Below are 18,221 nucleotides of genomic sequence, written 5' to 3'. Positions count from 1 at the left end.
AAAAACGCCGGTTGAACGATCTTATCGATGTTCAACCGGCGTATCTCTTTGTTGCTTTTGTATGGCTATGGATGGGAACGTTAGAGGCCGTAAGAGTGTTCGAGCCGGCTCACGCCTGAAGCGTTATTGTTGATCAGGGTGAGATGCGTTCCGCTGCCGTTGAGCGTCTCCATGCTATAGCTATCACCGTTGCGCAGTCCAGGCCAGTAGACTGAACCCATGTGCCATGAGCGCATAAGGTCTGTGCCAGCCTGCACGTAAGCGATGTAGGCGTTATTATTGATTGGACCATTGTAATCCCAGCCAGTGGTCATCGGGGCTCCCCACTCGTCGACAACGGTACGCGAGGCACAGGACCCGATGCGGCTTTTGAAATCATTGATCCAGGCATCATAACTGGTCTGGGTTGGATTCCAGAAGCCATAGTTATGCAGGGAGAAGAAGGCGCCAGTGAAGCGGCTGTCCGTGCAGATGGTGTTAACATGGTCGTTATAGCCGGCCCCACTGACAAAGAGGTGATCTATGGAGACCGAGTGGTATGTGTCGATCCATTGCGCGACGATGTTGGTCCAATCGCTCTCGCTGTAACCGTGTGGCTCATTCATCGGCTCGAAGTAGACCAGCTTGTTGCTATGATAGCGGTCGGTAACGGTCTGCCACATTTTCCAGAAGGCGGGCAGACTGTCGATCTTGCCATCCTGGTACACTCCAGTTCCCTCCCAGTAGCTCAGGATAACTTTGAAGCCCTGGTCTGTGGCGGCCTTGATCGCGCCAGTATATGAATGCCAGAAAGGACCGTTTACGGTATAGGGGTTGATCGGCAACCTTACCGTGTTCGCGTGCAGATTAACCGCGAAGCCCTGGATGATCGCGTGTGCCTTGGCGTAGGTGGTGGGATAGTTATCCGCTGTCGATAGACCCGATGGCACCACGGCGTCATTGGCGAAGTTGTCTCGTGGATCCGCCCAGTTCACTCCCTTGAACTGGTCCGGGGTTACCGTTGTGGCAGCATGGGCCGCTGGTACATTGACCATCTGCGTCGCGACAAGCATCATTAACGTGAGTAAGGCTCCTGCTATCGAGATAAGCTGCATCCTGCGTTGCTGAAACATGCTCAATCCTCCTTGCATATTCAACACTAGCACTGTGTTTTTAAGACGACTATTCTGCCTTTCAATAAACAAAAATAAACAGTAATCGATTACTTGTCGCTATTGCATAATAGTACCCAGTGTTTACCATTATGTCAAGTTTGTCTTGATGTGCTTTTTGCCCGAAGGTGTTTGTGGATGTGTCTTATTTTCATGATCATCGTCGGGAGCAGGCTTGAGCTTTCGCACCTTCGGTATTTAGCAATACATTTTGTGTGGGTGCAACCGGGGCGCATCCGCGCCCCGGTTGCACCCACACAAAAAAATGTGTGCGGCCGCGCATGCGGACGCCTGTGCGGGGGCGCTCACGTGCGCCAACACAAGGAGAGTAAGTCACGCTCTGAGATTGGAGGAAGGTGGTTAAAAAATATCAGCGATGGGCTCTGTCATCTGCTCGTTGATGTAGGCGTGGGCGATGCATTTGCTGTTTTTTGCCTTGCTGACATTGCCGTGGTGATCGACGATAATCAGGCCACCATCACCTTCGGCGTGCTTGCTCAGGAAGTTGATCGCGGCCTCTCCGGCCTGGCGAGCATCCATTCCCTGTGCCGCATAGGAGGCGGCCCGCTGGGCGATCATCAGGCGCGTAAAGTCTTCTCCATAGCCGGTGCATGAGATGGCGGCGTGTTCGTCGGCGTAGAAGCCGCAGCCTACCAGCGGAGAGTCGCCGACGCGGCCGGGATATTTGTTGGCGATGCCCCCGGTCGAGGTGGCGGCCGCCAGTCGGCCCGCGCTATCGATAGCTACGGCCCCGACGGTTCCATGCTTTTGCTTTTTCTCCTGCTGTGTATCGGTCTTCGCCTCGTAGGTCAGGGAACTGTGGGTATGGTGCTTCCAGGCCTGATACTGGCGTTCCGTGAGCAGGTCTTCATAGTGGCATGGATTGATGCCCTGCTCGCGGGCAAAGAACTGGGCGCCCGCTCCGATCAGGAATGTATGCTCGCTTTCCATGACGCGGCGTGCCAGCGTAATCGGATTCTGAATCAGCTCGACGCCGGCGATGGCCCCTACGTTCAGGCTATGACCATCCATGATACCAGCATCCATCTCGATCTTGCCTTCTTTATTCAAGCAGGAGCCCCGGCCCGCGTTAAAATCTGGATTATCTTCCAGCGCCCGGACGGCGGCCTCGACCGCGTCGAGCGCGCTGCCACCGGCCTGCAGAACGCGCCAGCCGACCTGCGCGGCTTCTTTACAACCTGTCCTGGCGCCCTCGAACCGCTCCTCTTTGATGTCTCCGGCGCCCCCATGAACGATAAGTGCAATTGGCATAAGTCGCAACCCCTCTCAAGACTGATATATTTGCATGCTGAGCCAATTGTATCATCTCGGGAAATGAGGCGTGGCCTTTTTTGATGGAGTATGAAACCTTCACACCTGTTAACGTCCATTGACAAGCTTTGCTTCTGGCTGCTACCCTACGATTGATATACATGTGATCTTAAGTGCTGCGACAGAGTAAAATGGAAGGTGTTGGTCGTAGTATCTACTGCATTGCACAATGAAGGGGGAGCATGGCATGCCGAAAAATATTTTGTTGGAGAAGGCCGAGTCGATGATGGAGCCGTTTCTGGCCGATCTACAGGCCATGGTCGATATCGATTCTGGCACCTATGTCAAAGAGGGGGTTGATCGGCTGGGACTCTGGCTACAGCAGCGCTTGCAGCGTCTTGGGTGCCAGACCTATTTTGATGAGCAGCAGCAGTATGGGAATCACCTGGTGGCAATCCATAGCGGCACGAATCCACAGGGTCCCAGGCTATTGTTGATCGGACACATGGATACAGTCTTCCCCAAGGGTGAGGCTCGGCGGCGTCCCTTTTCGCGTACGCGGGTAGATGGCATGGAGATCGCCAAAGGACCGGGCGTGCTGGACATGAAATCGGGCGTACTGATCGGCATCTATGCTGTGCAGCTATTGATCGAGTCGCAGATGGACAACTATCAGTCGGTCACCTTTGTCTGCAACAGCGATGAGGAGATTGGTTCGCACTCCAGCCGTCCCCTGATCCGCAAGCTGGCCAGCGAGTCGGACGCCGTGCTGGTGTTGGAGCCAGGGCGCATCATCAATCGCGTGGTCTCTTCTCGCAGAGGAATCGCTAACTATCACGTGGAGGCGCATGGAATCTCCTCCCATGCTGGCGTGGAACCCGAGAAGGGGCGCAACGCTATTCTGGAACTGTCACACCAGGTGATTGCGTTGCAGGCTATTAATGGTACGATCCCAGGCGCGACCCTGAATGTGGGGATTATCAAGGGTGGTGGGCGCACCAATATTGTGCCCGATTATGCCTATTGCGAGATCGATGTGCGCGTGAGTGATCGCGCCGGCCTGGAGGCCATTGAGGCGGCTATGCGCGAGGTGACCTCCCATACGGTGCTGAAGGGGACGCGTGTGGTGCTGTCGGGAGGCGTCAGCAATATGCCCTTTGAGCGTACCGAGGGCAGCCTGAAACTGGTGCAGCTGGCGCAGGCCGCGGGAGCTGACCTGGGACTGGAGATCGAGGATGTGTCCAGCGGTGGGGCTTCGGACGCCAATACAACGGCCCCCCTGGGCGTGCCTACCCTCGATGGTCTGGGAGCAACCGGCGGCCTGGCCCATAATCCCGATGAATATATCGAGCTGGAGCCGCTGCCGGTACGCATCGCCCTGGTCAGTGGCCTGTTACAACGTTTGTGCCAGTAGTTTAAGTGTGGATCGTGAGCAAATCTATATGAAATTTGGTAAACCTGAACTCCATCAACTCCCTGTTCCTGATATTGTATCGTTAGGAGCCTATGCCGATCAACTGCAGCGCGAAGCCGAGGCGCGTGGTGAGCGGTTGCCACCGCCCATTCGTCTGCAGATCGGCGAGCCGAACTTCCGTACCCCCGAACATATTCGTCAGGCGGCTATCGATAGTATCGCCAGCGAGGTACAGACCTATGGACCGGCCAGCGGCTGGCCCTGGCTGCGTGAATTGTTGGCCGAGAAGATCGCGCGCGTCAACGGCTACACGGTGGGTCCCGAGAATATCGCCATCTCCATGGGCGGTACCGGCGGTATCCTGGCCTCTCTGCTGGCGACCATCAATCCAGGGGATGAGGTGCTGATCTCTGATCCTTGCTGGCCCATCTATCTGCCCCAGTTGCAGATCGCTGGCGCCGTTCCCGTGACCTATCCATTGGATCCCGCCAACGAGTGGCTGCCGGTCATTGAGCAACTGGAGCAGCGGGTGACGCCCCGCACGCGCATGCTGATGATCAATTCGCCCGGCAATCCTACCGGAGCTGTCTTTCCGCGCCGGGTAATGGCCGAACTGCTCGCGTTCGCGCAGCGCCACGATCTCTATCTGCTCTCGGATGAGTGCTACGATCAGATCATTTTTGAGGGCGAGCATGTCAGCCCGGCCAGCCTGCTCTCGCGCCAGGAGTTTGAGGATGGACGCTTCATCGGCATCTATACCTTCTCAAAGACCTATGCCATGACCGGATGGCGCATCGGCTACGTGGTGGCCGGTACCCGTCTGACCAAAACGATCGTGGATGTGCTCAACGCGAACCTGACCAATATCAGCACGCCCGTGCAGCGGGCCGCCGCCGCCGCCCTTACGGGTCCCCAGGATTGTGTGGTCGAGATGCGTGAGAGCTATCGCCGCCGCCGTGACCTGGTGGTAGAGCAGCTCAAAGAGTTCGGTCGCTACAGCTACACGCCGCACGGGGCATTCTACACCCTGATCAACGTCAGCGGACGCCATGGTGAGTCCCGGGGTGGACGCCAGTTCGCGCTCGATCTGATCACCGCCAGCAACGTCACGGTCACGCCAGGCCAGGGTTTCGGCAGCGTCTCCGATGAATACGTACGCATCTCGCTGGCCGCCACAGAAGAAGAGCTGATCATGGGTGTCAAAGCCATCTGCCAGCTCGCCGACCGCCCATCCTCGCCGATCTCGCCACCGTCGCCATCACCATAGGTTCGGACCTCGCGTCCGATTTCCCCGAGCGTCCATGTTCCTCCAAAGCGTATGCATCCACGCCGTCCCTTTGATGAGTATAAGTAATGAAGGTTACGATATGGAGACGAAAGGATGCTCTTTATGCTACAACCAGAAGCTATCCTGGACCAGGCGCTGCAGGGGCCGCTGCCAGAGGACTGGCGCATGTTCGATGGCCGCGGCAAGCCGCTGGGCCTGGCCATTTTTTCGGCCTTATTCGCCTTTATCTTTGTGGGACTGTTGCAGCTTGCCCTTCTCTTCTTTCTGGGACCCTTTAGCGTTTTAAGCTGGCTGGTGGCCGCTCCTGCCCATATCCCGGCTGGCATCCAACCCGCGCTACATGCCACGAACTGGCAGAACTTTGTGCCCTCGTTGCTACACCTGAGCCTGTTCTTCTGGCTGCTCCCGGTGCTGGCAGCCTTGCTGACCGCTCTTCTGGAGTATCGGCGCGGCCAGCGGGTACGCACATCGGTATTGATTTTGACGCCCGAGGGTGTAGTGCAATGCATGAACTATACCTCTGCCAATGGACGGCGCTTTAAGATCCTGGATTTCGCCGAGGTGCAGAAGCTTGCTCTGCATATGCGTTCGAATGATGATTCTAGCCAGGCCCAGGTGTGGCTGGATGTGCAGCGCAACGATGGCCGCAACGATCGCTGGCCTATCGACTCGCGTTATGGTCCTGTGGAGCAGATCGTACAGACTATCATTGAGAACCATGCCCTTTACGCCGCCCGTGGTCCGCAAGCCGCTTTGTGATGTCGAAATCGGACGCGAGGTCCGAACCTATGGTGAGGGGGTGAAATGGGGTTATTTGTAGGCGACGACGCCGAATGCTTCGGGGTGGCGTACGACGCGTTTGAAGCCCGACTCTTGCAGGCGTTTGAGGGCGCCACGGGTGACGGTTCCCGCCGATTTGCTGTTGAGGTCGCCGATGTAGTGGAAGAGTCGCCCGCCGCGTTTGAGGACGCGGTAGAGCTGCCGATAGAAGACGCCCGAGTAGAGGTCACCGGCGAGGCTGAAGACGGGAGGATCGTGGATGATGCGGTCGAAGCTGTTCTCTTCAAAGGTAGGGACAAGGTCGTAGGAACTGCCCATGAGTTGGGTGATCCTGGGATTGGCGAACAGGTCACGCGACCAGGGATTCTGGCGCGCGATGTAGTGGGCGCCTGGATCTATTTCGATGGTGACGACTTCGGTGGCGGCCCTGGCGGCCTCGATGGCGGTATAGCCCAGGCCGGTGGCGGTGTCCAGTACGCGACCGGTCAGGGGGGCGATGGCGGCCACCTTTTTGAGCGTATCCTCCATCGGATCGATGTTGACGATGCGATGCATGGTAAAGCCCGCGATTAACATGGTCGGCGTGTGCCTGGTCGGCATCAGGCTGCACATGCGATTGGTATGCTCCGAAAAGAAGCGAATGGGTTCTATCTCACCTTCCCTATTGAGCACAAAGCAGTTGACATCGGCGCGCTTGATCTTCTGTACTTGCTGCCAGCTGAGCCGCTCTCCCTCCGGAAATGTGACGCCATCCTCTGAGATCTGCACTGTAATGGTGCTGATACCCAGGTCGGGCGACAGCTCCAATGAGCTTTCCCCTTGCTTTTGCGCCTGCTGTAACTGCTCCGCCTGTACATAGGAGAGCACGATTGGATCGATGGGATACGGCATAAAAAGAACTCATTTCACTTATAACTTCTGTGAGCGGATCTATCCGGATATGTATGTCGCCACTGTAGCATAGCTTTGCCAGCGGGTCAATGTCTGATGTCTGGAGGGTTAGAAACCCGGAAAAAGCCCGGTCGCATCGGCGACCGGGCTTTTTCCGGGTGTATTCGTTTAGGCGAAGAGCTCTGCCTCGCTTAAAGGACCGAGGGTAGTGACGATCTGTTTGTCGCGCATTGGGAAATGTTTGAGGGCGCGCATTACATCATCGGGCGTGATCTTCTCAATGCGCTCGATCTCCTCCTCTACACTGACCAGGCGTCCCTCGGTGACCCAGTCGCTGGCCAGGGAGCGCATCCGCGAGAAGGTGGATTCGCTACTGAGGACGATGCCGCTGATCCATTTGTCTTTGGCACGGCGCAGTTCATCCTCAAAGACGCCGTCGTTGAGCAGGCTATCGAGCTCTTGATTGAGCATCTTGAGGACGCGTGGTGCGTCCTGGGGAGTGGAGTTGGCCTCCATCAGCATGATGCCCGTGCCTTCCATGGCCCAGATACCGGCGCTGGCGGACTCGGCCAGTCCGCGTTGATAGATGTTCCAGTAGAGGCGGGAGCCGTCGCTGTCGCCGAGGATGCTGCCACCAAGGACCGCCGCGTAGTAGTCGGGATGTTTGATGTCTACGGCCGGCATGGCGATGATCATGATCTGCTGCTTGAGATTTTTATCGACCATCACGTGGCGCTGCGAGGACGCGGGCTCATAGTGGGAGACGTCGCGACCACTATCTCCAGTGCGCCAGTTGCTGCAGTGCTTCTCAGCCAGCTCGACGATATGGTCCCAGTCAAAGTTTCCGGCCACCGAGAGAATCAGGTTGTTGGCGGCATAGCGGCGCTTCCAGTAGTCGCGCATCTGCTCGACGCGCAGATTGCGAATGCTCTCGCGCGTGCCCAGCACATCGTGTCCCAGGGGATGGTCCGCGAAGTAGTCCTGCATCATGCGCCGATAGGTGAGGTTGTAAGGCTGATCCTCGGAGCGCGCGATCTCATTGATGATGACCTCCTTCTCCATCGTGAAGTCGGTCTCATCGAGGCGCGGATACATCATGTCGCTGAGTAGCTCAAGGGCCCGGTCCAGGTATTCGCCCAGCACACGCGCGTAGTAGACGGTCGACTCGTGGGAGGTGAAGGCATTGAGCTCGGCCCCGATCTTATTAAAGGCCAGCGTGATTTCTTGCCAGTCGAGGGTCTGTGTGCCCTTGAAGACCATGTGCTCTAGAAAGTGAGAGACGCCTGCAATGTTTGGATCATATTCGTCACGTGAGCCTGTACATACATAGTAGGATACCGCCACCGATTCAAAGTCTGGCATCGGCTGACCAACAATCTGTAGACCGTTGCTGAGCGTGTGGGTGTGAAATATCGTTCCATTGGCTATGGTTTCTGACATAACTTGCTCCTCCAGTGTGCAAGGCGTTGTCTGTTCGGCCTACCGCTTGCTAGCAGGCACGTTATCCGTCGCTACAGGCGTAGTATGTGTTTCCCTGGTAATACGTATCATCGTAAGTAGCATCATAGCCCCACTATAGCTGGCTTGTCAAATGCTCCTTCCGGCTCATATATATCAGGTTGTAGCATCGCGTTGTTTAATATGTCAACAAGTGATATAGTACTAACGTGATCAATATGCCCTTCAAAACAAGCGCCAGAATCTGCGTTTTGGCAGAGATAATAGCTAATAAATGCTAGATTTACACTCAAGACATGCATTGATGCGTACTGATATTATGCATCAAGTTTGTATTTATACAGCTGTTCTGCCTGTCATGTTGAATATGGCTAATGTGTGTGATATGCTACGCTGTAGAAATTTGGTGTAGCACGTGCTCGTTGCCAGCTAGACGATTTTTCAGCGCACCTTTGAGCGCTTTGGCTAGAAGAGGAGTTGTGGATGTCTACCTCTACATGGGGAGAAACGGATTTATTGGCCGAAGAAAACTATCCCTTATCATTGTTGAAATTGCTTTTAAAACAGATGATGACGCGCTTTGGTGCCGACGGTAGTTGTATGGCCCTCTATGATGAGAAGATCGGCCAGATGCGTGTACGGGTGCATACTCGCTGGAAGCGTGCGCAGGTGAGCGCTCAAGGCTCCTCCCCGGCAATTAATGAATTCTCTCCCCGCCTGTCCGATACGGCCAGGAGACGTGCCACGGTCCACCTCGGCCAGGATGAGGAGGAGACGCGGCACGTCGCGTCTATCTCCCCAGCATCTCTTCCTCGCGCGCGGGCGGCGGCTGTTGTGGATGACATCGTCGATGTCTTTCCTCAACAGTGCGAGCTTTTTATGCCTGGCGCGACCTACTCCCAGGGACAGGATTTGATAGGGAATTGCTGGCATAATAATGAAGCCTTTGTGATGCGCCATGATCATTATATGAAGCATTTCCTGGCCAATCAGCCGATCCCTCCCCGCTATGATGTGGCGCCAGCTTATTACCTGGTCGTACCCATTCGGGAATCGACATTGGTGGATGAGGCGTATGGAGAGCCCCGACTGGCCAGCGTGCTGGGCGTGGTGGTCCTGTACTTTTATAGCGAGCCGGTCGGGGCTACCGCCGCCTATTTTCAGCGTCAGCGCAGCGAGGCTTTGAGCTATTGCGAACGGATCGCGCTCGCCCTGCAGAATTGTACGTTGCGCCAGCAGGATGAGGGGCTGCGCCGCAAGCAACTCCGCACCAGCGAGTATCTGCAATTATTGCAGAGCATCAGCTCGGTCTTTCCTACCTCGGTGAAGCTCTCAGACCTGGTGGAGAATATCTATCAATTCGTGAAGCGTGTGGTGGATGTCTCGGGTATGCTGCTGACCCTTTACGATCGCGACCTGGATCGTTTATACGATATCTTCGCCATGAACAATGGTCAGCGCATCGAGGGCCTGGCGGAAAAGCCGGCTGTGCGCCTGAAGGCCGAGCGACCAGTCTGGTGGCGAGAGACGCAGCAGGAGCAGCGGACGTTGCTGTTTTCACCGACCCGCGATAGCGAGCAGGCACAGACCTATCAGGAACTGCTTAGCGGTGTCTGGGGTGATCAGCGCCATACCCAGTCGTTTCTATTGCTGCCAATGAAGATGTTTAATCGCGTGATCGGCACCATCTGTCTGACGAGTATGCGGCCTGACGCCTATCAGCATGAAGAGATTCAGGTGTTGGAGGCGATGGCACAGATCGTTACGGTTAGCATTGAGAACACCAAGTTATATGAACGCGATCGCGCTATCCTCAATGATGCGCGCCAGCGCGAGGCGCAACTGGCGGCCATCAACAGCGCGCTGCAGTCGATCAATTCCGTATTGAACGTGACCGAGCTGCTCAACAATCTGGTCGAGTCGGTGGCCGCTATCACCAAAGTGGACCTGTGCGCCTTCTTTGAGCCATCACCTACCTCCGAGGAACTGGTGGCCCATGCCCTCTACGCGCCTTCGAGCGTGCGCATGGTGGATGATGGCAGTGGCCTTCCGGTGGTTACCCCTCCCAATAAAGGTGAGCCGGACGCGCTGATTAACATGATTCAGCTCCCCTTTAAAGGAACCTTTCTTGAGCATATGGCCGATGAGGGCTTTTTCTATCTGGACCCGCCGAAATTAGATGAACTGGCTAAAACGAGCAATGAGGGCGGGATGATCTTCCTGCGCGAGATGGGTATCGAGCATATATTGATGGTGCCTATGTCGTATCAAACGGAATTCATTGGTTTTCTGGCGGTTCCGACGCCGCACGGCAATCGTTTCTTCCGTCCCAAAGATGTTGGGACCGTGCTGGCCGTCTGCGCGCAGGCCGCCAGCGCGATTCGCAATGCCCTTCTCTTTGAGCAGCGCGAGGAGGCCTATGCTCGTCTGGAGCGCATGGACAAGCTGAAAGACGAGTTCCTGGTTACCGCCTCCCATGAGTTGCGTACCCCCCTCACCGCCATCAGTGGCTATTCCAGCCAGCTGAAGCGCCAGAGCGCGCGGGCCACGCCGCAAACGGTGTTGCGCTTCGCTACCAGGATCTCGGTCGCGGCTCAGCAATTGAGCGATATGGTCGCCAGCATTACTGAAGCGGCTCAGATTGGTCCTGGTGATCGCAAGATGGACCTGCATATAGAGGCAGTACAGGTGCTGGCCGCGGCCGAAGTCGCCGTCAATATGCTGACACACAACTCTGAACACGACATCTCCCTGAGCATCGATCCCAGGCTCTGGATTAATGGCGACGCGCCACGGGTACGTCAGGTCTTAACCAATCTCCTGGAGAATGCCACCAAATACTCGCCGCCCGGCACCATCATCCAGGTCACGGCCACCTCTTTGCAGCTTTCAGAAGTTGAGCCACTTTTGAGTGAGGACCAGGCCGATCCGACGCTATTGCTGGACAATGAAGATATTGCTGTTATACTGGTACGCGTAAAAGATCAGGGCGAGGGTATTCTGCCCGCCGATCAGCAGAAGATCTTTGAAAAATTTGTACGCGCCCCCCGTTCATTGACCACTCCGGTCCGTGGTTCGGGATTGGGATTATACATCTGTCGTCGTTTCGTTGAGGCGATGCGCGGTAAGCTCTGGTTAGAGCAGAGTGTCGCCAATGAGGGATCAACCTTTAGCTTTTATTTGCCCCAGGTAAACCCTCCCGTTGATACTGTTGAATAGGTAGAATTGAAGCATGTACGCAAAAGAGATATCGAATACCCCGCAAAAAATTCTGGTAGTCGATGACGAAGCCATCATTCGAGATATGATGACCGACATTCTGGATATGGAGGGGTATCCCATCGAGGTTGCTCGCAACGGACGTGATGCCCTCGATATACTCGCCGCCGACCCGCGGATGAGCTACCTGATATTCCTGGATCTGATGATGCCGGTCGTGAGCGGTTACGATTTCTGCCAGACACTGAGCCAGGACCCTGCGCGCCGCCAGCACGTCATCATCCTTATGTCCGCCCTGGATCAACTCGCCAAAGCTACCGCGCTCTCGGTCGATCAGACCATGCCCAAGCCCTTTACCGTCGATGACATCATGCACATCATCCAGACCTATATGCCCGAACATATTTAAAGCCTCCGCTGGGATGCTGGGAAGGTGTTGTTTGGGAACGCGCGCCCGGGCGCGGGGCCGCTGCGCGGCAAGCCAGGGCAAGCCTGGCGCCTACGGCAATTCGCGTTTTTCAGGGCAAGCGCGCGCCCACCTGTCGTCTTTATAACGTGCGTGCTCACCTATCGTCTTTATAACGTGCGTGCTCACCTATCGTCTTTATAATGTGCGTGCCCACCTGTCATCTTTATTAAGAATAGGGGGATGTCGGCAGGGCGCCAAGCGCCCTGCCGACATCCCCCTATTCTTAATATCGCGAGCGCCGCAGGCGCTCGCGTCATATGCCGAAGGCACGCACCTTCGGCATAAAACACGGTTTCACCGTGTTTATAATCTTGTCAGCCAATCTCAGACACGCTATAGTAAGGCCAGGGGGAAATTCCAACTTCCCCCAGATAAAAAGAATAACTTTGATAAACAATCCCTTATCAAAGGGCCTGAAGGGGTAATACAGTGGCTGATTTTATCCTTACCTTACACACCTATAATGTCTATTTCGTCTTTTTATCAGCGCTGGTGGCTGGCATCTGGGGACTCATCGTTTACTTCCAGAAACGAGAGAACATCAAGCCCTGGCGTATTTCATTGCTGGTCGCCTTTGCTTTCGGGGTGTTACAGGGCCTGCTGGGCCTGTCTATGGTCGCCCTGGGACTGAAGCCAGGTGGCGGCACTGGACTCTATTATCTACACTATGTATATGGTGGTATTGTAGCACTGGGCATCCCGCTGGTCTGGCTGAGCTTTACAACCAACGGCAAAGACAGACGCAAAGATGTCCTGATCTATAGCCTGGGCGCGCTGGTGATCGCGATCGTGGCGGTACGCGCATGGATGACTGGTCCCGCCTAGCAAGCCAAGCCGGGGTAAGCCCGGCACCTACAATGGGAAAAAAGCCGGGGCAAGCCCGAAAAGCTGGGGCAAGCCCGGCACCTACGGGGGAAATTGGAACAAAGATGCGAGCTTCTTTTATTCATGTGGCTGATACCCATCTGGGATACGAGCAATACGGTGTCCGTGAGCGTTTCAACGATTTTAGCCGCGCGTTCTGGGATGTGGTCAATACGGCCATTGAGCGCCGCGTGGATTTCGTGGTCATCGCTGGCGATCTGTTCAATAAGCGCGCCATCGACGCTTTGACGCTGATCCATGCTATCGAGGGCCTGAAGAAGCTGTACGATCAGCAGATTCCGGTGATTGCCATCGAGGGAAACCATGATCGAAGCTATTACCGCGATGGCGTGTCCTGGCTGCAGTTTTTGTGTTATCAGGGCTACATCAAGCTCTTGGCCCCGGTAATGCAGAATGGGGCGCCACAACTCACACCCTGGCAGCCCGATACTATGCTGGGCAGCTATGTCGATCTGCTGGATGGCCAGTTGCGTGTCTATGGCCTGCCATGGCAGGGTGCGGCCACCTCGCGCTCCCTGGAAGGGATGGCCCAGGCCCTGAAAGAGGCCGAGACTGAGGAGAATGAGCAAGGGGTTGTCTATCGCCTGTTGATGATGCATACAGGCGTAGATGGTATCGTGCCACGCGTCCAGGGTCTGCCAACCATGGGACAGTTTCAGGCTCTTTCCGGACATGTCGACTACCTGGCACTCGGCCACGTTCATAAGCCATATGAGTTCGATGGCTGGATGTATAATCCCGGTTCCACCGAAACCTGTGGCGCGGAAGAGGCGCAGTGGGAGGATCGCGGCTACTACTATGTTGAGATCGACACCGACGAGCCCGGGCGCATCATTGATCCAGAGAAAAAAGAGCGTGTGCATCACGCGGTCCGTTTAGTGAGTCGTCGGAGACCCTTTGTACGTTATGATTTACGGGTAGATGGTCTGGCGGAACCAGAAGCATTATATCAGCGCCTGGAGGATTATTGCCGCCGCGAGGGTCCGCCTTACCAGGGCGTTGAGCCTGTGGTGCAGATCCATTTGATCGGGACGCTGGCCTTTGATGCAGGCTCTCTGGATCAGCAACGTATGGAAGAATTGGTGCGCCGCTACTTCGAGCCCATCCATACACGCATCGATAATGCGACGAATGATCAGGATTATGTGCCCGATGATGGTGATATCGATGGACGCGATCGCTCAATGTGGCATGAACTGGAGCGCCGCATCTTTGAAGAACTGGTTGGTCTGGATAGCCGTTATCTACCCGCTAAAGAGCAGTGGAGCTCTGTTTTGAGCGAACTAAAGTCTTCCGCCCTTCACAAAGAAGAGCCAGAACAGATCGCAGCCTTCTTACGGGGAAAGCGGGCATCCCTGCTACCACCGGTATAAGTTGCTACCTGTGGCTATGTTCGTTATGTTAGTAGACAGAATAAACCTGTGCAAACTCGTGTTTTTCGTGATTAAATAATTTTATGACACTCGTATTGCTGGATCCCTGTTTCTTTGCTTATGCTTTTGGAGTCGTATAGAAAAACAAATAGGCTGCGTCTCTGTAATTACCCATAGCTCTAAGGAGGGATGTTTCTTCCAGGCTATGAGGGTGTATTCGTTCGGCGGGGAGTATGATTGTTATGTCTGATCTGATTTTATGGCTGGCCGCCTTCGTGCTGATCGCTGTCTTTGGGCTCGTTTTTGCGCTTGCTGCTCGCCGCTTTATACTTGAGCACCGGCGGCGTACGCACGTCGATGCACCTGTTGAGGCTGTCGCTCTTCCCTCCAGTATTGACGTATCTGCAAGTGAAGATGTGATCGAGTGCACGGGGATCTCGCCTGTCGCGGTGCGGGTGCGCATTCTTGCCTTTGGCAGCGAAGAAGATCGGCAATGTCGTATCTTGCAGGCTCCGGTGCTGCGTCGAGTGGTTGAGGCCAAGGGAAATGTGGTCTCGGTCATGAACGTGGATATCGCTAGCTCGCCTGAACTGGCGCAGCGCTATCACGTCCTGACGGTGCCTACCACCGTACTGCTCGATGCTAACGGCAAAACGTACGCGGTGAACTATGGCTTCACCAATGCGCAGAGCTTGATCAAGCAGGTAGATGAAATCCTTGCTATGGGCAACGCTCAGGAAGCGCTTTCATAACTCGGGGCTCTTGCTCTTTTGATATTTAAGGGCGCGAAATTTGGAGGGTACAGTTATACTGGATGCAAGTACAGGCTCTTTCCTGTACTGCTCACTCGTATGGGTGGACTTCGTAGTGTCTTCTCTCAACGTCTTGAGAAGGAGAGCATATATGCGACAGACAATGCGTATAACACCCCCTCTACATACCTTTTGCCCTCCAGTATGCCGCTTACAGGATGCTGCATGGAATTATGCACATAACGGTTGGCGTATCCTCCCCCTCTATAGCCTGAACTCTGATGGCACATGTGCCTGCGGCCAGCTACAGTGTCCACAGCCAGGGCAACATCCTTACCTGGTAGATGATGTGCAGCAAGCAACCAATGATGCCTTGATGCTTCAACACTGGTGGAAGCAAGATGAGCAGGCGAACATTGGTATCGCTACCGGAGATGGCCTGGTGGTCATCGAGATTGACCCATTGCGGGGTGGATTTCTGGAGCACTTCAGACAGCTGTATGCCATACCTGAAACAGCCATCAGCCAGACCGAGCGCGGGAGCTGGCAGCTTTACTTTATCTATAATCGAACCCTGACCCTCTGCACTACGAAGAATAAGCTTGGACCGGGCATAGACACCTATGGCGAGGGTAATTATGTAGTGGCACCTCCCAGTCTGTATATCCATGGTCGCGTCAACTGGATCAATACAGCGACGCCGGCGCGTCTCCCCGCGGTCCTCTTACCCTTTTTATTGAGTTCTCACCTGTATGGCCCGGCCTGGTCTACCCGGCAGCAACGCCCCTCGCCCGCCGCCCGCGAACTGGCCCGCCTCCTCTTACAACGATCCATTATCCCTGAACAAGAAGCAAATTAACCGCCCAGATATAGGTTTTTGGGCGTGGGGTCCAGGGGCGGCAGCCCATGGCGGGGTTTCAGGGGTGTCCCCTGATTTCCTCTCTCCTTGTGCCGCCGTCAGGCGGTACAAACGGGTTCAAAGGGCAAGGCCCCTGAAAAATTATACTTGAAATGGCGCCCACGCACCCAAAAAAGTGGGAGGTGCGGAAGAGGTTTTTCGCACCTCCCACAAGGAAGGTTGGTAGCCTTAATGCGGAAGATGTTGAGTGCTGATGGGCTACAAATATCTCTATCGGACCCCACAAACAAAACTTTAATTTTTATACCAATAAAATGGACCTTGATCCATTTTATTGGTATAAAAATAACTGCAGGAGTCGTTAGTGGCGCCCCCTGCAGTTATTTATGTTAGAACTTAATGCCGCCTAGATTGCCGAGGCCGCTAAGGCTGCTCTTCAAATCATCAGCTGAATTGAAGGTTTTGTTGGGCAATTTATCCAGCATACCGATGATCTGGTCGTTGGCGCCATGCTGGCGAGCCTGCTGAACCAGGTTGTCCTTACCGATGGGATATGGCAGTGAATTCAAGACCTGGTCGATCTGCTGAGGATTAATATTCATGTGAATTGCCTTTCTGTTCGGTATACACATTGGTGTATGCTTCACGTTTAGGGCGCCATCCATGGCAACAAAATTCCTATCACCATGATTATACGGATTACCAGTAGGAAACGGTTTAGATGTTGAAATCTAGCAGTTTATGCACGTAAGGCGTGGTCAATCGGTGTGCTGGCGCCGCCCCAGGCTTTCTGAGCCGTCCAGGGAGCCTGTCCTTGCCAGAAGGCGTTATCGGCGGTCAGGCCTAGCGGCAGAAAGACCGCCGCGCACAGGTACAGGCTGCCCGTTGAAATATAGGATTCGCCCAGTTCTGGCTGATGACCGCTGAGGCCGATGGTGAGCCAGCCCTGTTCATCGAAGGTGCCAGGCATCGCCAGCACACGCTTGATAACCGCTGTCAGCGCGCAACGCACCTGCGCCGGCTGTATGGTGGGATCAAGCTCCTGCCTCAATGCGATCTGCGCCAGCAGGTGGAACGCGCCGAAGCGATAGGTGATGGAGCGGCCAATGACCGGATAGGTGCCCTCGGGCGAGATCATGCGCTCCTGGATGACGGCGTAGCGCCGGGCACGCTCTAGAATCGGCGCGCGCAGCACCTTCCAATCCGCGTATAGCGATCGAACCTGCTCAATGATGTCTATCAGCATAGGTTGGATGACGAAGCTATTGTAGTAATCGTTGTGCAACCGGGGGCCATCACCATAGACGCCGTCGCCGAGGTACCACTGTTCGTGCTGCTTCAAGGCATAATCGATGCGCATCGGATCATAATCGCTCTCACCCATACGATAAAGGGCCGTTTCGATCATGGCGCTAAATAACAGCCAGTTGTTGGCATATGGCTTGCGGCTGCGCGTCTGTTTGAGGGCCTGTACGACATGCCGTTTGACCGAGGGGTCAAGCTTCTCCCATAACTCGTTGGGGGCACGCAGTAAAGCCTGAGCCAGAAATGCGGCATCAACGATGGGCTGCATCGAGTAGCCGAAATTGCAATAATCGGGTGAGGAGGGAGCAGTGGCGGCGTCCAGCGCTTGTCGGGCCAGGTCGGCGTAGCGCTGGCGCAGTCGCTCTTCCTGCGCGTGAACCTGCTCTCGTTCCAACCAGGGGGCCAGTCCGGCCAGCAATCGTCCAATCGCCTCCAGGTGACTGAATCTGGCGCGTTTGCTGTCGATGGCCTCGACGGGCATGCGTTCCTTCAATGTACGGGCGGCCATATTGGCAAGGACCGGCTCAGCAATTCGGCTGAGGGCATGTATCCAGTACTGGCGATCAGTCTGTTCCGCGTTCATTTGCTCGTCTCCTTTCGCTGCCTGCGATTCTTATAACTCAAAGATATAGCTCTATCTAAGCATAGCATGTTCTCTATTCAATGTTAGCGCACAGCCTTCGAGAAGGAACGCATCGCCTGCACGCTTTGCCGGAACTCGATTTCTGCTAGTACCGCTTCTGGAAATTGGGGAGTGTGTGGGGAAGCTATGCCTTCTGGCTACTGTGCGCTCACTAATCAACCGCGTAGTATTGCCTGAGCGCTCCACAAAGCCGAGATGGCGGCAGCAAATCTGAGTGCAGCCTCTCGTTTCTCTACAGAATAGAGGTACCGATGGAGGCGGATAATAACATCCGCCTCCATCGGTACCTACAAGTCAGAGAATGAGCGAGCAGGGGGCTACCAAACTGCCCGTTATTCTTACGGATCCACGCCGTTTATGGTACTTTTCTTGTCAGCTGCTATGGAGACACCCGGGCCAACTACAGCTGTCTGTGTAGAACCACCGATGGTTCCAAGGATAGAGCATGAAACATTGATCGTT

At 55.1% G+C, this 18,221-nt stretch carries 15 protein-coding genes; 9 read left to right on the top strand and 6 right to left on the bottom strand.

The window, feature by feature from the left end:
• Nucleotides 1–80 precede the first annotated feature (80 nt).
• Nucleotides 81–1,112 carry a cellulase family glycosylhydrolase gene (locus KTT_RS10520; protein WP_126595933.1) on the bottom strand — a complete coding sequence of 344 codons (1,032 nt, stop codon included), beginning with the start codon at nucleotides 1,110–1,112 and terminating at the stop codon, nucleotides 81–83.
• Between the two features lie 399 nt (nucleotides 1,113–1,511).
• Entirely contained in the window at nucleotides 1,512–2,423 is a 912-nt protein-coding gene (locus KTT_RS10515) for an isoaspartyl peptidase/L-asparaginase family protein (RefSeq protein ID WP_126595932.1), read from the bottom strand.
• 247 nt (nucleotides 2,424–2,670) lie between these two features.
• Between KTT_RS10515 and KTT_RS10510 the strand changes: the two genes are divergently transcribed.
• The 3 genes from KTT_RS10510 to KTT_RS10500 all read left to right on the top strand — a co-directional run bounded on the left by KTT_RS10510 (nucleotide 2,671) and on the right by KTT_RS10500 (nucleotide 5,884).
• On the top strand, nucleotides 2,671–3,837 hold the full coding sequence (locus KTT_RS10510) for a M20 family metallopeptidase (protein ID WP_160145784.1): 1,167 nt from the start codon (nucleotides 2,671–2,673) through the stop codon (nucleotides 3,835–3,837).
• A 28-nt stretch (nucleotides 3,838–3,865) separates the two neighbouring features.
• Nucleotides 3,866–5,104 (top strand): pyridoxal phosphate-dependent aminotransferase, encoded by a 1,239-nt coding sequence (locus KTT_RS10505; RefSeq protein WP_160145783.1) that lies wholly within the window; start codon nucleotides 3,866–3,868, stop codon nucleotides 5,102–5,104.
• 123 nt (nucleotides 5,105–5,227) lie between these two features.
• On the top strand, nucleotides 5,228–5,884 hold the full coding sequence (locus KTT_RS10500) for a hypothetical protein (RefSeq protein ID WP_126595929.1): 657 nt from the start codon (nucleotides 5,228–5,230) through the stop codon (nucleotides 5,882–5,884).
• 51 nt (nucleotides 5,885–5,935) lie between these two features.
• Here KTT_RS10500 and KTT_RS10495 read toward each other — a convergent pair whose 3' ends face one another.
• Nucleotides 5,936–6,796 carry a class I SAM-dependent methyltransferase gene (locus tag KTT_RS10495; RefSeq protein ID WP_126595928.1) on the bottom strand — a complete coding sequence of 287 codons (861 nt, stop codon included), beginning with the start codon at nucleotides 6,794–6,796 and terminating at the stop codon, nucleotides 5,936–5,938.
• Between the two features lie 168 nt (nucleotides 6,797–6,964).
• Nucleotides 6,965–8,236, bottom strand: coding sequence for a M16 family metallopeptidase (locus KTT_RS10490; protein WP_126595927.1), 1,272 nt, complete (start codon nucleotides 8,234–8,236; stop codon nucleotides 6,965–6,967).
• Between the two features lie 501 nt (nucleotides 8,237–8,737).
• On the opposite strand from KTT_RS10490, the gene KTT_RS10485 reads away from it, so the two are divergent.
• The 6 genes from KTT_RS10485 (at nucleotide 8,738) to KTT_RS10460 (ending at nucleotide 15,811) form a co-directional block, all read left to right on the top strand.
• A complete protein-coding gene (locus KTT_RS10485; RefSeq protein WP_126595926.1) occupies nucleotides 8,738–11,473 on the top strand; it encodes a sensor histidine kinase in 2,736 nt (911 codons plus the stop codon).
• Nucleotides 11,474–11,486: 13 nt separating this feature from the next.
• A complete protein-coding gene (locus KTT_RS10480) occupies nucleotides 11,487–11,882 on the top strand; it encodes a response regulator (RefSeq protein ID WP_126595925.1) in 396 nt (131 codons plus the stop codon).
• 489 nt (nucleotides 11,883–12,371) lie between these two features.
• Complete coding sequence (locus KTT_RS10475; protein WP_126595924.1) at nucleotides 12,372–12,767, top strand: hypothetical protein; 396 nt, start codon at nucleotides 12,372–12,374, stop codon at nucleotides 12,765–12,767.
• 104 nt (nucleotides 12,768–12,871) lie between these two features.
• Nucleotides 12,872–14,200, top strand: a complete 1,329-nt coding sequence (locus KTT_RS10470; RefSeq protein WP_160145782.1) for a metallophosphoesterase family protein — start codon at nucleotides 12,872–12,874, stop codon at nucleotides 14,198–14,200.
• A gap of 242 nt (nucleotides 14,201–14,442) precedes the next feature.
• Nucleotides 14,443–14,952 (top strand): thioredoxin family protein, encoded by a 510-nt coding sequence (locus KTT_RS10465; RefSeq protein WP_160145781.1) that lies wholly within the window; start codon nucleotides 14,443–14,445, stop codon nucleotides 14,950–14,952.
• A gap of 151 nt (nucleotides 14,953–15,103) precedes the next feature.
• Nucleotides 15,104–15,811, top strand: coding sequence for a bifunctional DNA primase/polymerase (locus KTT_RS10460; RefSeq protein WP_126595921.1), 708 nt, complete (start codon nucleotides 15,104–15,106; stop codon nucleotides 15,809–15,811).
• A gap of 389 nt (nucleotides 15,812–16,200) precedes the next feature.
• On the opposite strand, the gene KTT_RS10455 is transcribed toward KTT_RS10460, so the two are convergent.
• Nucleotides 16,201–16,413: a DUF2795 domain-containing protein gene (locus tag KTT_RS10455; protein WP_160145780.1), complete on the bottom strand. Its 213-nt coding sequence runs from the start codon at nucleotides 16,411–16,413 to the stop codon at nucleotides 16,201–16,203.
• A 137-nt stretch (nucleotides 16,414–16,550) separates the two neighbouring features.
• Nucleotides 16,551–17,699: a DUF2264 domain-containing protein gene (locus KTT_RS10450; protein WP_126595919.1), complete on the bottom strand. Its 1,149-nt coding sequence runs from the start codon at nucleotides 17,697–17,699 to the stop codon at nucleotides 16,551–16,553.
• Nucleotides 17,700–18,221 lie beyond the last annotated feature (522 nt).

It is taken from the genome of Dictyobacter aurantiacus (assembly GCF_003967515.1).
In the GTDB taxonomy this organism is placed as follows: domain Bacteria; phylum Chloroflexota; class Ktedonobacteria; order Ktedonobacterales; family Ktedonobacteraceae; genus Dictyobacter; species Dictyobacter aurantiacus.
The sequence above is the reverse complement of the archived record's forward strand: the minus strand, read 5'-3'. Positions and strand labels throughout refer to the sequence as shown.